This window comes from Brevundimonas balnearis, assembly GCF_042434805.1.
GTDB lineage: Bacteria > Pseudomonadota > Alphaproteobacteria > Caulobacterales > Caulobacteraceae > Brevundimonas > Brevundimonas balnearis.
Genome location: NZ_JBHLSW010000003.1, coordinates 236,851 through 250,821, shown reverse-complemented (window position 1 = coordinate 250,821; position 13,971 = coordinate 236,851). Strand labels below are relative to the sequence as shown.

Here is a 13,971-nt window from a genome sequence, read left to right as displayed (position 1 = left end):
GCGGCCGCAGGGAACGCTATGTGAACGCCCCCGTTGCAAAGCCCGGGCCCCTCAGGTGACTTCAGACGACATGACCCCGAAGACGCGGCTGGACCGCATCCGCTTCCGCGCCTGGCGCCGCGGCTTCCGCGAGGCGGACATGGTGATGGGCCCCTTCGCGGATCAGGCGGGGCCGGAATTGTCCCAGGCCGAGCTGACGGCGTTCGAGGCGCTGCTGGATGTCGATGACCAGCATTCCTACGCCTGGATCATCGGCCGGGAGCCGACGCCGCCGGAGCATGACACGGAGCTGATGTCGCGGCTGAGGGCCTTCGTGCGCGGGCATGTGGCCCAGGCGGTGGCCGAGGGCGCCGGTTGATGGATGGATCGCCGACACTGCCCGCTCGCGGCGACGTGGAGCTGAACGGCCGGCCCGAGGGCCTGGACGCGCTCGCCATCGCCGAGCACCTGGACGTCCAAGGGGGCGTCGCCCTCTTCGTCGCACGGGACTACGCCCGCTTCGGGTCTTTCGTTCAGACTTTCCAGTTCTTCGCCAAGACCGTTGAAATTCTCGAGTTCCCGAGCTGGGATTGCCTGCCGTACGATCGGTTGAGCCCGACGGTCGGCGTGTCGGCGCAGAGGATGGCGACCCTGGCCCGCCTGGCCCGTCGCGATCCCTTGGACCGGACGCCCCTGCTGGTCGTCGCCACCACGGCGGCGGCGACGCAGCGGACCCCCCCGCGGGAGATCACGACCGCCGCCGGCTTCGAGGCGCGCGTCGGGCGTGACCTGGATACGGCCGAGCTGGAGGCCTATTTCGCCCGCAACGGCTATGTCCGCGCCTCCACCGTTTCCGACCGGGGGGAGTACGCCGTGCGGGGCGGGGTCATCGACGTCTTCCCGCCCGGCTTCGAGGAGCCGGTGCGGCTTGACCTGTTCGGAACCGAGCTGGAGTCCATTCGCGCCTTCGATCCGGAGACGCAGCGGTCCACGCGCCAGCTCACCGAGGTCGATCTGACGCCTGTGTCCGAAGCCCTGCTGGACGCCGACAGCATCAGCCGCTTCCGGACCGGCTACCTGAAGCGCTTCGGCGCGCCGGGCGACGACCCGCTATACGCCGCGATCAGCGAGGGGGCGCGACGCCAGGGTTTCGAGCATTTCCTGCCGCTGTTCTACGACCGGCTGGACACCCTCTTCGACTATCTGCCCGCGGACGCGCCGGTCTTCATCGACCATCAGGCCGAGAATGCGCGGGCCGAGCGGTGGGAGCTCATCGCCGACGCTCATGACGCCCGTTCGGAGGCCGCGAAGGCCAAGGGCGGCCAGGCGCACCGCGCGCTGGAGCCGACCGCGCTTTATCTCGACGCCGAGGGCTGGAACGGCGCTTTGGCCGGGCGGGCCGTGCGTCGCTTCTCGCCCTTGGCGGCAGACGACGCGGGCGGTCGGCTGGGCAAGAGCTTCGCCGCCGAGCGGGCGCAGGACAGCGTCAACCTGTTCGAGGCCGTGGCCCGTCACGCCGAGGCGCTGAAGGCCGAGGGCAGGAAGGTCGTCTTCGCCTCCTGGACCGAGGGCTCCTCCGAGCGGCTGGCGTCCATGCTCGGCGATCACGGGTTGGAGCACGTCGTGGCCGTGCGCGACTGGGTCGACGTTCAGGCGGCGCCGAGGGACCTGTACCTGCGCGCCGTACTGCCGGTGGAGCACGGGTTCGTGGCCGACGACTTCGCGGTCATCTCCGAGACCGACATCCTGGGCGACCGGCTGGCGCGGCCCAGGAAGAAACGCCGCGCGTCGAACTTCCTGGCGGAGGCCTCGGCGCTGACCACCGGCGACCTGGTCGTGCACCTGGACCACGGCATCGGCCGTTACGAGGGGCTGAAGACCCTCGACATCCAGGAAGCGCCTCACGACTGTCTGGAAATCCTCTACGCCGGCGACTCAAAGCTGTTCCTGCCGGTCGAGAACATCGACCTTCTGACCCGCTACGGCGCGGATTCCGACGGGGTCCAGCTGGACCGCCTCGGCGGCGCGGCCTGGCAGTCGAGGAAGGCCAAGGCCAAGGAGCGCCTGCGCGCCATGGCCGAGGGGCTGATCGCGCTCGCGGCCAAGCGCGCCCTGCGCGAGAGCGAGGCGATCACCCCGCCGCAAGGGCTGTTCGACGAGTTCTGCGCCCGCTTCCCGTATGAGGAGACGGACGATCAGCTGAACGCCATCGGCGACGTGCTGGAGGATCTGGGCAAGGGCCAGCCGATGGACCGGCTGATCTGTGGCGACGTCGGCTTCGGCAAGACCGAGGTGGCGCTACGGGCCGCCTTCGTCGTGGCCATGTCGGGCCAGCAGGTGGCCATCGTTGCGCCGACGACGCTGCTCGCGCGCCAGCACTTCAAGACCTTCTCCGAGCGCTTCGCCGGCTGGCCCGTGAAGGTGCGCCAGCTGTCGCGGATGGTCCCCGCCAAGGAAGCGAGCGAGACGCGCGCGGGCCTGAAGGACGGCTCGGTCGAGATCGTCGTCGGCACCCATGCGGTGCTGTCGGACCAGGTCGGCTTCAAGAACCTGGGCCTCGTCATCGTCGACGAGGAGCAGCACTTTGGCGTCAAGCACAAGGAGAAGCTGAAGACGCTGCGCGCGGATGTGCACCTCTTGACCCTCACCGCGACCCCGATCCCTCGCACGCTGCAGATGGCGCTGACCGGCATCCGTGAGATGTCGATCATCGCCACGCCCCCCGTCGACCGGCTGGCGGTGCGGACCTATGTGCTGCCGTGGGACCCCGTGACGGTGCGCGAGGCCCTGCTGCGGGAGAAGTATCGCGGCGGCCAGGCCTACTACGTCGCGCCGCGCCTGAAGGACCTGCCCGACATCGAGCGATTCCTGCGCGAGCAGGTCCCTGAGGTCAGCTTCGTCGTCGGCCACGGTCAGATGTCCGCGACCCAGCTCGAGGAGGTGATGAGCGCCTTCTACGACGGGCGATACGACGTGCTGGTCTCGACCACCATCGTTGAGAGCGGACTCGACATCCCGACCGCCAACACCTTGATCGTGCACAGGGCGGACATGTTCGGCCTGGCCCAGCTGTACCAGATCCGCGGCCGGGTCGGACGGTCCAAGGCCCGGGCCTTCGCCTATCTCACCACCGATGACAAGAAGCCCGTCACCTTGTCGGCGGAGCGCCGGCTGCAGGTGCTGCAGTCGCTGGACAATCTCGGCGCCGGCTTCCAGCTGGCCAGCCACGACCTGGATCAGCGCGGGGGCGGCAATCTGCTGGGCGAGGAGCAGTCCGGTCATATTCGCGAGGTGGGCGTCGAGCTGTATCAGCAGATGCTCGAAGATGCGGTCGCCGAGCTGAAGGAGAAGGGCCTCGGCGAGCACGCGGATCGCGGCTGGTCGCCCGCCATCAATGTCGGCGCCGCCGTCCTGATTCCAGAGGATTACGTCCCGGACCTGAACGTCCGCCTGAGCCTCTATCGCCGCCTGTCCGACGCCGAGAACAGCGAGAGCCGCGAGGCCCTGGCCGCCGAGCTGATCGACCGGTTCGGCCCCCTGCCGGATGAGGCGAAGCAGCTTCTGAGGATCGTGGGCATCAAGGCCAACTGCCGCACAGCGTGCATCGAGAAGATCGACATCGGTCCGAAGGGCGCGGTGCTGTCGCTGCGCGACAACCGCTTCCCCAACCCGGCCGGGCTGATCGGACTGATCCAGAAGAACCAGGCCAGCTGGAAGATCCGGCCGGATCAGAAGATCGTGGTCAAGGGCGACTGGCCGAACGCGGACGAACGCCTGAAGGTGGCCGAGCGGATCACCGCCGATCTCGCCAGGGTGGCGCAGGCCGCCTGACGGCTCGGCTATCCGGCCGTTTCGAGCCGCGCCAGGTCCGCGGTCGCCCGTTCCAGCAGGCCCGCCGGATTGTCGCCGGGCAGCAGCTCGGCCACGCCGACGTCGAAGCCCACGACGAAGGGCGCCTGGTCCGGCCCTCCGTCGAAGGCCGTGCAGCCGATGACCGCGGCGATCCTCTCCGCCGCGATCCGCGCCGCGGGCGCGCGCGTCGCCGGCAGCGCCAGGGCGAACACCTCCGCCGCCAGCCGACCGGCGGTGTCCTCGGCCCGCACGAGGCGGGACACCATGGAGCCGATCTGGGGCATGGCGCGATCGAGCCAGCCGCCGGCGCGGGCCCGCGTCACCTCCGTGCTGGCCGACAGCCGCAGCACGCAGACGGACACGGGACGACGTCGGCGATCCGCCGCCTCGACGATCCTCGCCAGATGCACGGCGAACAGCTCGCGGGTGAACAGGCCCGTCGCCGGGTCCGTCAGGCCGGAGGAGCGGGCCGATTCCAGGGTGCGGCGGATGCCCAGCTGGCGCCTGTAGCTGTCCGCCAGGGCGAGCGCCCGGCGCGCCGTCTCGTCCTCCGGCACGTCCGCGGAAGCGACGTCGGCGATGCCGCGATGGTAGATTTCCGCGAGGTCGATCTCGATGCTCTGGCGCAGGTAGAGCATCAGCGGAATGTGGAACAGGCGGGTGTTCCGCTTCATGCCCGACGCGATCGACAGCGCCGGCGTGTGGTCCGCGCCGCCCCACAGGATCACGGCGTCGAACGGCGTTTCGTGCAGGTAGTCGAAGGCGGTGTAGGGCGTCGGCGCCGCCACGACGTCGGCGCCGCTCGCCGCCATGGCGTTGGACAGGGCGAGGAACCGCCGGTCGGCCCCGCCCGCCGCCATGATCCTGAGCGGCCGTCCGTCGGGCTCGATCTCCAGCGCCTGACCCCGCTGCGCGAAGGTCGCCCGGCGCAGCACGAACTCCTCCTCGGCGACGCTGGCCCGCATCAGCTGTTCGAGGCGCAGGCCCACCTGGACCGGATGGGCCACGCCGCTCATGTGCAGGTCCGCACCGATGCCGTCGCCGTGGCCGAGCGAAACGACGGGCAGGCTCCGGGGCTTGGCGGCGTCGCGCAGCGCCTGGACGGCCGTGTGGTCGAACCCCCGACCGTCGACGACGGCGCCCTCGAGCGGCAGGTCCGACAGGGCCATGGCGGCGGAGTCCACGCCCCGGGCGGTGACCGTTCGCCAGCCGAGCGCGTCGAGGCCGCGCGTGAGCGCTCCCACACGGGCGTCGTCCTTGGCGAGCACCAGCAAGCGAGGTTCAGAGATCAAGCGGCACGCCCCCGAGTCGCGCTGACTCCCGCGACGCGCGAAGCATACCGAGGCGAGGGATGGGGACGCAACGAGAAGGGTTACGCCGGCCGCGATCCGCGCTAGTTTGCGACGGCTTCGTGAACCGCGCCGCGAGGACGCTTGAGCGCCCAATCCCCCGATCTGACGTCTATCGCCTTCTGGATTCGCCTGTCGGGCCGCGCCTTCGCGCGCAGCTGGGGGCGGGACGTGATGCTGTACACGGGCGGGGTGGCCTTCTTCGCCCTGCTGGCGGTGTTCCCGGCGATCGCCCTCTTGATCGGCTTCTACAAGATCGTGCTGTCCACCGGACAGGCGTCCGAGCAGGTCGCGACCCTGACCAGTCTGGTCCCGCACGCCGCGCGGGGCCTGTTCGCGGGCGAGGTGGAGCGGCTGGCGGGCGCCTCGGCGAAGGCCATCTCGGCGCAGAGCGCCATCGCGTTGGTGATCGGCGCCTATGCGGCGCATCGGGGATTCAAGGCCTTGCTGGCCGGGCTGAACCTGATCCACGACGAGCAGGAGCCGCATGGCTTCCTGAAGTTCAACCTGCTGGCCTTCTTCGTGGCCCTGTTCGCCTTCGCCCTGTTCACGGCGGTGTCGGGCGCCGTGGTCACGTCGCGGATCGTGTCGCACGCCTCGGAGTCGGCGGGGTCGATCGGCGCCGGCGGGCTTTGGCCGACGCTGGGCCTGTGGCTGGGCCTCACGGCGCTCTACCGCTACGCCATGAGCCATCAGGTCAGGGTCGCCTGGGCGCCGGCGATCGTCGGGGGCGCGGTCGCGACGGTGCTGTCGGCGATCTCGTCCTGGCTCTGCGCCATCTACGTCGAGCAGATGCCGACCTTCGGCGCGACCTATGGCTCGGTCGGTGCGGTCGTGGTGCTGCTGATCTGGCTGTCGTGGAACATCAACGCCGTCTTCTACGGCGGCGCCTTCGCCACCGAAATGGAGACCATATGGCGGGCGAAGGCGATCCGGCCTGAGCCCGAAGCGGACCCGCCCGCCGCCGACGTGGTCAACCTCCAGGCGCGCCGCGCTTCTCGACGCTGATCCTCAGCTCGACTCCCTCGGCCTCGATCTCGATCAGCCGGTCGCCAGTTTCGGCGAGCATGTGCGGGACGTCGATGCGCGCCAGGGCGTCCGTGGCCAGGAGCGTGACGATCTGACCGGGCACGGCCTCCTCAAGCGCGCGACGCAGGCGAAGGCTGGGGACCGGGCATCGGTGGCCGCGTGCGTCGATGATCCGGCTCATCCGTCGAGCCTCGCCAGCAGCATCTCCAGGGCCTGCCGAACCGCCGCCGTGCGCACCGCCTCGCGGCCCAGGTCGCCGAAACGCGCTTCACGCCAGATCAGTCCGTCGGCCGCCGCGGTGGCGAAATGGACCAGGCCGACCGGCTTCTCGGGCGAGCCGCCGCCTGGGCCCGCTATGCCCGTGATCGCCACGGCCAGGTTCACGCCCGCCCGCGTCAGCCCGCCCGCCGCCATAGCCTCGGCGGTCTCGCGCGACACCGCGCCGTGCGCCTCCAGCACTTCTCGCCCGACGCCCAGCAGCGCCGTCTTGGCCGCGTTGCTGTAGGTGACGAAGCCCCGGTCGAGCACCATGGAGGATCCGGCCACCTGGGTGATCGCGCCCGCCACAAGGCCCCCGGTGCAGCTCTCCGCCGTGGCGATCGTCCAGCCCGCGTCGTGGGCGCGGGCGACGACGGCCTGGGCCAGGTCTTCGATCTCGGCGGGAAACATCGGGACTCCTCCGTCTGCGCGAAATCGAGCTAGACCGAAATCGGTTCAGTTGGACGCATGTCCAACTGGGCTCAGATTTCGGTCCGACTTGAGTGAGAGCCTGATTCACGACGCAAGCGGAATCGCGAAGCGATTCCACTTAAGCCGATCAGGCTCTATGGCGTTTGCGACATCGCCGCCAGTCGGCGATCCGGCGACGCGGAGACCATCATGACGCTGACGACGACGCCGGGCAAAGCGGTAGGTGACTGGGCCGAGGCGCCGTACGTGGTCGCGGTGTTCGTCTCGGCGTCCCTGGTGTTCCTGCTCCAGCCGATGGCGACCAAGCTGGTCCTGCCGACCCTGGGCGGCTCGCCGGCGGTCTGGAACACCGCGATGGTATTCTTCCAGGCGGCGCTCCTGGCCGGATATCTGTACGCGCATCTGCTTCAGCGCATCGCCGATCTTCGCGTCCAGATCGGCGTTCATCTGGCGCTGCTGCTGCTGGCCGCGCTCAGCCTGCCGCTGGCGATCACGGGCGTGACCGGGGACCCCGATCCGGCCCGTCCGATCGGGTGGCTGCTGACCACGCTGCTGCTTTCGCTGGGCGCGCCGTTCGCCATCCTGTCGGCGACGGCGCCGCTGATCCAGGCCTGGTTCGCGCGGACCCGGGCGGACCGAAACCCATATCGCCTCTACGCCGCCAGCAATCTGGGCAGTTTCCTGGCCCTTCTGGCCTATCCGCTGGCGGTTGAGCCGCTCGCGACGCTGGACGGGCAGCGTCTGGGGTGGACCGTCGGCTATGGCCTGTTCGTGTCGGTCCTGCTCTGGCTGGCCTTCACCTTGCGGCGAGGCGCATCGGCGACGCCGCGAGGCGAGACGCGCAGCCCCGCTCTGTCGTGGCGCGAGCGCGGCGTTCTGGTGCTGCTGGCGGCGGCGCCGTCCAGTCTGATGCTGGGTGTCACCACCCACCTGTCGACCGACGTGGCGTCCGCACCCTTCCTTTGGGTGCTGCCGCTCGCGCTGTATCTGCTGACGTTCGTGCTGGCGTTCCGCGATCGGCCATGGCCGCCCTTCCACGTGACGCTGGCGCTCCAGGCGGCGACGGCGGCGGTGGCGGTGATCTTCATCGCGTTTCGCACCGGCGAGTGGCTGCTGCTGGTCGCCACGAACATCGCGGCCTTCTTCTTCGCCGCCCTGCTGTGCCATCAGAGGCTGGCCGGCCGACGTCCGCCCAGCGACCGGCTGACGGAGTTTTACCTCTGGATCTCGTTCGGCGGCGTGCTGGGCGGGGCGTTCACGGCCCTGATGGCCCCGGTCGTCTTCGAGGCGGTGTGGGAGTACCCCATCGTGCTGGTGCTGGTGGGCCTGGCCCGGCATTGGGCCAAGACGCCCCTGGATCGCGTGGAGAAGATCGCGCTGCTCCTCGCCGTTCCGGTCGCGCTGACGCCGCCGCTGCTCTTGGAGATGATGCGCTACAACGCCGAGTTCCTGCCCGGCCTGCGCGGCGAGCCCCTGCTGCGGGTGTCGGCGGGCATTCTCGGGACGGCGGCGGTGGGCGCCTATCTGCTCCGGGACAGGGCGCCGCTGTTCGTGCTCGTGCTGGCGCTGATGTGCTGGTCGGCGCAGCACATCTCGCGGGGCTACGACTGGGCCTACAGCGAGCGCAGCTTCTTCGGGGTGATGCGCGTGGCGCGCACGCCCGACCCCGGGCTCGGCGGCGAGGTCCATGTGCTGATGCACGGAACGACGCTTCATGGCGCGCAGTCCCTGAACCCGGACCAGCGCTGTCGGCCGACGCTGTACTACACGCCCCAGACGCCGCTGGGACAGGCGGTGCAGATGACCCAGGCCAGGGCGCCCGACACGCGCATGGCCGTGATCGGTCAGGGGGCCGGAGCGCTGGCGGCCTACGTCGGGCCGCGCGACCGGCTGACCTTCTTCGAGATCGACCCGGCGGTGGATCGGCTGTCGCGTGACCCGCGCTGGTTCAGCTTCATCTCGGACTGCGCCGAGGGGCCGGTGATGACGGTGCTGGGCGATGCGAGGCTGTCGCTCGGGGACGTCCCGGACGACAGCTATGACGTCCTGATCATCGACGCCTTCAGTTCCGACGCCGTCCCGACCCATCTGCTGACGACCGAGGCCCTCGCCGAGTACCTGCGCGTCGTGGCCGACGACGGGGTGGTGGTGCTGCACCTGTCGAACCGGAACCTGGAGATCACTCTGCCGGCCCAGGCGGCCAGCCAGGCGCTGGGCGTTCCGGCGCTGCACCAGATCTACTTCGAGCAGGCGGGCGGGCAGGGGCTGGCCGAGGCCTCGACCGAGGCGCTGATCCTGTCGCCGACCGAGGCGGGCATCGCGGCCTTCCGCGCCGATCCTCGCTGGCGACAGCTGGCCGAGACCGACGTCCGGCCTTGGTCCGACGACTATGTGAACCTCGTCGGCGCCCTGTGGCGGAGCTTCGCGCGCTAGACCGAAATCGGTTCAGTTGGACGCAGTCCAACTGGGCTCAGACTTCGGTCCAGTTCCAGTGAGAGCCTGATTCACGCCTCAAGCGGAATCGCGAAGCGATTCCACTTAGGCCGATCAGGCTCTAGGCGCGGACCGGCAGCGACACCGCGGCGATGGCCTGGGCCGCCAACCCCTCCTGACGACCGGCGAAGCCCATGCCCTCGGTCGTGGTGGCCTTCACGCTGACGGCGTCCAACGGAATGCCGAGAAGCTCGGAAAGGCGTTCGCGCATGGCGGCCCGGTGCGGCTTGATGCGCGGCCGCTCGCAGACCAGGGTCACATCGACATTGACGATCCGCCCGCCGCGGGCGCGGACCATCTCCACCGCGTGAACCAGGAACCGGTCGGAGCTGGCGCCCTTCCACTGCGGATCGGTCGGCGGGAAGTGGTCGCCGATGTCGCCTTCGCCGAGCGCGCCCAGGATCGCGTCGGTCAGAGCGTGGAGGCCGGCGTCGGCGTCGGAGTGACCGATCAGGGTCTGTTCGTGCTGGATGGGAACGCCGCACAGCCAGACGGTGTCGCCGGGGCCCCAGCGATGGGCGTCCAGTCCCAGGCCCATACGGGTCTCTTGGGCGATCAGGGCCTCGGCCATGGCGAAATCCTCCGGATAGGTGAGCTTCATGAGGGCGGCGTCGCCCGGAACCAGTGCGACGGCCCCGCCCGCCGCCTCGAACACGCTCGCGTCGTCGGTCGCGGCGGCGTCGTCCGGCCAGACGGCGTAGGCGGCGCGCAGGGGCCCCAGCCGGAAAGCCTGGGGCGTCTGGGCGCGCATCAGCCCCTCCCGATCCACCGCGCCGCCCGACACGCCCTTTTCGTCCCGCTTCAAGGAGTCCGCGACCGGCAGGACGGGCAGGGCGGCGTCGCCGGTCTCAAGCGCCGTCAGAAGCCGCCGGATGACATCGGCCGACAGGAGGGGGCGCGCGGCGTCGTGGATCAGGACCGCGTCCTGTTCGTCGAGGGACAGGCGCCGCAGCCCGGCCATGACCGAGGCGGTTCGGGTGGCGCCGCCCGCCTCGGCGCGCCACCCGGTCAGGCCGGACAGGGCCTCCGCCGCCTCGGCGTCCGTGCCGCCGGGGATCACCACCACCACCTCGGCCGCACCGGCGTCGAGCAGGGCCTCGACCGACCAGCGGACGACGGGCTTGCCGCCGAGCAGCCGCCATTGCTTGGCCCCGCCCGCGCGCGAGCCCGAGCCCGCCGCCACCACCACGCCCGCGAATCTCATGAACGGCCTTCTAGAGAGCGCTTTGGCGGCTGGCGAGAGGCAGGCTAGAGAGCCGCATGGCCAGCATCGCCCGCGAGCTCTGGATCGGCGACGTCCGCATTCCCGGACGCGTCCTGACCGCGCCCATGACCGGCGTGACCGATCTGCCGTTCCGCAGGCTCGCCTCGAGCCTGGGAGCCGCCTACGTCGCGACCGAGATGGTGGCCTCCAAGGAGCTGGCGCGAGGGCGGCCGGATGTCGTCCGACGCGCCGCCGTGGGCGAAGGCCTGCCGCTGACCGTCATCCAACTGGTCGGCGCCGATCCCGCCGCCATGGCCGAGGGCGCGTGCATGGCGGAGGCGGCGGGCGCCGACATCATCGACCTGAACTTCGGCTGTCCGTCGAAGGAAGTGACCGGCATCGCCTCCGGCTCGGCCCTGATGCGGACCCCGGACCGGGCGCGGGCGATCATGCGCGCGGTGGTGGAGGCGGTGTCCCGACCGGTGACGGTCAAGATGCGGCTGGGCTGGGACCCCGAGTCCATCAACGCTCCGGAACTGGCGGCCGACGCCGAGGCGATCGGGGTGAAGGCGGTGACGGTTCACGGCCGAACCCGCAGTCAGTTCTACACCGGCGTGGCGGACTGGACGGCGGTCGGAAGGGTGAAGGCGGCGGTGGGCGTCCCCGTGATCGTCAACGGCGACATCATGACCGCCGATGACGCCCGCGCCGCGCTTGAGCAGTCCGGCGCCGACGCCCTGATGCTGGGGCGGGGCGTCTACGGTCGACCCTGGCTGCCGGCGATGCTGGAGGCGTCGCTCGCGACCGGCGGCGCGTTCCCGGAGCCCGGGCCGGAGGCGCGGCTGGAGATCGTCGCGCGGCATCTGGCCGAAAGCCTGGCGTTCTACGGCGCGCCCCTGGGCCTGAAGATGTTCCGCAAGCATCTCGGCTGGTACGTCGAACAGGCGCCGTGGCCCGAGGCCGCCGACGCGCGCCGCCAGGCCAAGGCCCGTCTCTGCCGCCTGGACGATCCGGCCGATGTCGTCCCTGCTCTGGCCGACTGGTGGGGGGTGCGCCCAGTGATGCAGTTCGGTGACGCACCGTTGATTTCGGGTAACAGAGCGGCCTAAGCTCAGGTCATGAGGCATGCCGAGCCTGGCGTCGTGCGCGAACCGCTGCGGCCGCTCGAAGCGCTGCGGCGCGGGGCGCTGGACGACCGCGCGCGTCTGGTCTTCGCGGCCCTGTTCACCCTGGCTCTGGCCCTGATCGGCCTGACGGTGTGGATCCTCGCCGCCGCGCCTTCGGCGGACGGCGGCGGCGGGATGCGGGGGTCCGCCGGCCGGCTCGTCGTTTTCATCCTGCTGGCCAACCTGGTCCCTCTGGCGATCATCGGCGCGATCGTGGGCGTTCGCGTTCTGAGCCTGGTGCGGGAGCGTTCCAGCGACGCGGGCGCGCGGCTGCACCTGCGCTTCGTCGCCCTGTTTTCGGCCGTCGCGGTCGGCCCCGCGGTTGTGGTGGCCCTGGTCTTCGGGGTTCTGGTCAACCGGGGGATCGACGCCTGGTTCAGCGACAACGTCAGGGCGGCGGTGGAGAACGGGGCCACGGTGGGGCGGGCCTATGTCGAGGACGTCTCCGACGACATGACCGGCGACCTGGCGACCATCGTCGCCGAGCTGGGCGGCGTCCGCCCGCTGTTCGAGCGTAGGCTGCAATTCAGCGCGGCGCTGACGCAGATCGCCGCCTTCTTCGGCTACCCCGCCATCTATGTGCTGGACGGGAACGGCCAGGTGCTCGCCCGGGGCGAGACGGCGGCGGCCCCGCCCTATGTGGCTCCGCCGGAGGACGCCTTCGCCGTCGCCGAAGGGGGCGACGAGGCGGCGGTCGAGGTCACGGAGAACCCGGACGTCATCCGGGCGGTGACCGTGCTGCCGGGCTATCCGGACGCCTATCTCTACGTAGTCCGTCCGGTCGGGGACGGCCTCATCGCCCGCATGCGCCAGAGCGATCAGGCTATCCAGGCCTATCGAGAGGCGGAGGATAGCCGCACGCGAATCCAGGCCGCCTTCATCCTCGCCTACGCCCAGACCGTCATCCTGGTCTTGGTCGGGGCCGTCTGGCTGGGCATGTCGGCGGCGAACGCCATCTCCCGGCCCGTGGCGCGTCTGATCAATGCGGCCAACCGGATCGCCGCCGGCGACCTGGGCGCGCGGGTGCCGACCCAACGCGACCTGGCCGAGATCAACATGTTGTCCAGCGCCTTCAACGGCATGGCGGAGGATTTGGAAGCGCAGCAGAAGGCTCTGCGACAGGCCAGCGAGGAGGCGCAGGCGCGCAGCCTGTTCACAGAAACGGTGCTGTCGGGCGTCTCGGCCGGCGTGATCGGGTTGGACCGGGAGGGCCGGGTCTCGGCCATCAACGACAGCGCACGGGAGCTTCTGGCCATCCAGGCGGAGGAGCCGATCGGCCGACCGCTCGCCGAACTCGCCCCCGAGCTGGGCGCGCTGATCGGCCGGGGCGAGCCGCAGATCGAGGAGGACGTCGACATCTCCCGCGAGGGCGAGACCCGGCGTCTGCGCGTTCGGGTGCAGGGCGGCCTGGGCGGCGAGGCGGTCATGACCTTCGACGACATCACCCGCTTGGTGACCGCTCAGCGGAACGCCGCCTGGCGCGACGTCGCGCGGCGCATCGCGCACGAGATCAAGAACCCGCTGACGCCGATCCAGCTGTCCGCCGACCGTCTGCGGCGCAAGTACCGCCGACGCGTCGAGGACGACGTCGAGGTCTTCGACCGCTGCACCGAGACGATCATCCGCCAGGTCGGCGACATCGGTCGCATGGTCGACGAGTTCTCGGCCTTCGCCCGCATGCCGGCGCCCCGGTTCACTCGCGCCGATCCGGCGGAGCTGCTGCGCGAGGCCGTGTTCGCCCAGAGGGTCGCGGCGCCCGACATCGAGGTGCGTCTGTCCGAGGACCTGCCGAAGGCCGTCCTAACCTGCGACCGCACCATGATCGGGCAGGCCCTGGCGAACGTGCTCAAGAACGCCGGCGAAGCGGTCCAGGCGCGCCGGGACAAGGGACACGACACGGCCGGCGTCACCGCCGACCTGGACATCGTCGACGGCGTGGCGACCTTCATCATCGAGGACGACGGCGTCGGCTTGCCGGCCAAGGACCGCGACCGGCTGACGGAGCCCTATGTCACCACCCGCGAGAAGGGCACGGGCCTCGGCCTCGCTATCGTGCGCCGTATCTGTGAGGACCACGGGGGCGCATTGAAACTCGCGGACGCCGCGCGACTGCGCGGCGCCCGCGTCTGTCTGGTCCTTCCCTTGCAACCCCAGCGGCCGGCGTCCCAGCCCGACACGGCCGCCCTCACGACAGCCTGAGCGAGGCGAG

10 protein-coding genes are annotated in these 13,971 nt (G+C 70.5%); 6 read left to right on the top strand and 4 right to left on the bottom strand.

Annotated elements, in window-relative coordinates; translation table 11 throughout:
* Positions 1-70: 70 nt before the first annotated feature.
* Both ACFFGE_RS02290 and mfd read left to right on the top strand, forming a co-directional pair.
* Positions 71-358, top strand: a complete 288-nt coding sequence (locus ACFFGE_RS02290; protein ID WP_376833901.1) for an FAD assembly factor SdhE — start codon at positions 71-73, stop codon at positions 356-358.
* Entirely contained in the window at positions 358-3,810 is a 3,453-nt protein-coding gene (gene mfd, locus ACFFGE_RS02285; RefSeq protein ID WP_376833899.1) for a transcription-repair coupling factor, read from the top strand. The genes ACFFGE_RS02290 and mfd overlap by 1 nt, the downstream gene beginning before the upstream one ends.
* An 8-nt stretch (positions 3,811-3,818) precedes the next feature.
* Here the strand turns inward: mfd and ACFFGE_RS02280 are convergent, their stop codons facing one another.
* Positions 3,819-5,123: a diguanylate cyclase domain-containing protein gene (locus tag ACFFGE_RS02280; protein ID WP_376833897.1), complete on the bottom strand. Its 1,305-nt coding sequence runs from the start codon at positions 5,121-5,123 to the stop codon at positions 3,819-3,821.
* 141 nt (positions 5,124-5,264) lie between these two features.
* On the opposite strand from ACFFGE_RS02280, the gene ACFFGE_RS02275 reads away from it, so the two are divergent.
* Complete coding sequence (locus ACFFGE_RS02275) at positions 5,265-6,188, top strand: YihY/virulence factor BrkB family protein (RefSeq protein ID WP_376833895.1); 924 nt, start codon at positions 5,265-5,267, stop codon at positions 6,186-6,188.
* On the opposite strand, the gene ACFFGE_RS02270 is transcribed toward ACFFGE_RS02275, so the two are convergent.
* Positions 6,154-6,390, bottom strand: coding sequence for a sulfurtransferase TusA family protein (locus ACFFGE_RS02270; protein ID WP_376833893.1), 237 nt, complete (start codon positions 6,388-6,390; stop codon positions 6,154-6,156). The two genes, ACFFGE_RS02275 and ACFFGE_RS02270, sit on opposite strands and share 35 nt — an antisense overlap.
* Entirely contained in the window at positions 6,387-6,878 is a 492-nt protein-coding gene (locus ACFFGE_RS02265) for a CinA family protein (RefSeq protein WP_376833891.1), read from the bottom strand. Before ACFFGE_RS02265 ends, ACFFGE_RS02270 begins: the two co-directional genes overlap by 4 nt.
* Positions 6,879-7,088: 210 nt before the next feature.
* Here ACFFGE_RS02265 and ACFFGE_RS02260 point away from each other — a divergent pair, with 210 nt between their 5' ends.
* On the top strand, positions 7,089-9,332 hold the full coding sequence (locus tag ACFFGE_RS02260) for a spermidine synthase (RefSeq protein ID WP_376833889.1): 2,244 nt from the start codon (positions 7,089-7,091) through the stop codon (positions 9,330-9,332).
* Positions 9,333-9,453: 121 nt separating this feature from the next.
* Here the strand turns inward: ACFFGE_RS02260 and ACFFGE_RS02255 are convergent, their stop codons facing one another.
* Positions 9,454-10,596, bottom strand: a complete 1,143-nt coding sequence (locus ACFFGE_RS02255) for a bifunctional 2-C-methyl-D-erythritol 4-phosphate cytidylyltransferase/2-C-methyl-D-erythritol 2,4-cyclodiphosphate synthase (protein WP_376833887.1) — start codon at positions 10,594-10,596, stop codon at positions 9,454-9,456.
* Between the two features lie 65 nt (positions 10,597-10,661).
* Between ACFFGE_RS02255 and dusB the strand changes: the two genes are divergently transcribed.
* Together dusB and ACFFGE_RS02245 are read left to right on the top strand one after the other, a co-directional pair.
* Complete coding sequence (gene dusB, locus ACFFGE_RS02250) at positions 10,662-11,705, top strand: tRNA dihydrouridine synthase DusB (protein WP_376835190.1); 1,044 nt, start codon at positions 10,662-10,664, stop codon at positions 11,703-11,705.
* 9 nt (positions 11,706-11,714) lie between these two features.
* Positions 11,715-13,961, top strand: a complete 2,247-nt coding sequence (locus ACFFGE_RS02245) for a sensor histidine kinase NtrY-like (RefSeq protein ID WP_376833885.1) — start codon at positions 11,715-11,717, stop codon at positions 13,959-13,961.
* Positions 13,962-13,971 lie beyond the last annotated feature (10 nt).

Coding starts and splice junctions, on each gene's coding strand:
- ACFFGE_RS02290 (WP_376833901.1), top strand. CDS start 71: ATGACCCCGAAGACGCGGCTGGACCGCATCCGCTTCCGCGCCTGGCGC.
- mfd (WP_376833899.1), top strand. CDS start 358: ATGGATGGATCGCCGACACTGCCCGCTCGCGGCGACGTGGAGCTGAAC.
- ACFFGE_RS02270 (WP_376833893.1), bottom strand. CDS start 6,390: ATGAGCCGGATCATCGACGCACGCGGCCACCGATGCCCGGTCCCCAGC.
- ACFFGE_RS02265 (WP_376833891.1), bottom strand. CDS start 6,878: ATGTTTCCCGCCGAGATCGAAGACCTGGCCCAGGCCGTCGTCGCCCGC.
- ACFFGE_RS02260 (WP_376833889.1), top strand. CDS start 7,089: ATGACGCTGACGACGACGCCGGGCAAAGCGGTAGGTGACTGGGCCGAG.
- ACFFGE_RS02255 (WP_376833887.1), bottom strand. CDS start 10,596: ATGAGATTCGCGGGCGTGGTGGTGGCGGCGGGCTCGGGCTCGCGCGCG.
- ACFFGE_RS02245 (WP_376833885.1), top strand. CDS start 11,715: ATGAGGCATGCCGAGCCTGGCGTCGTGCGCGAACCGCTGCGGCCGCTC.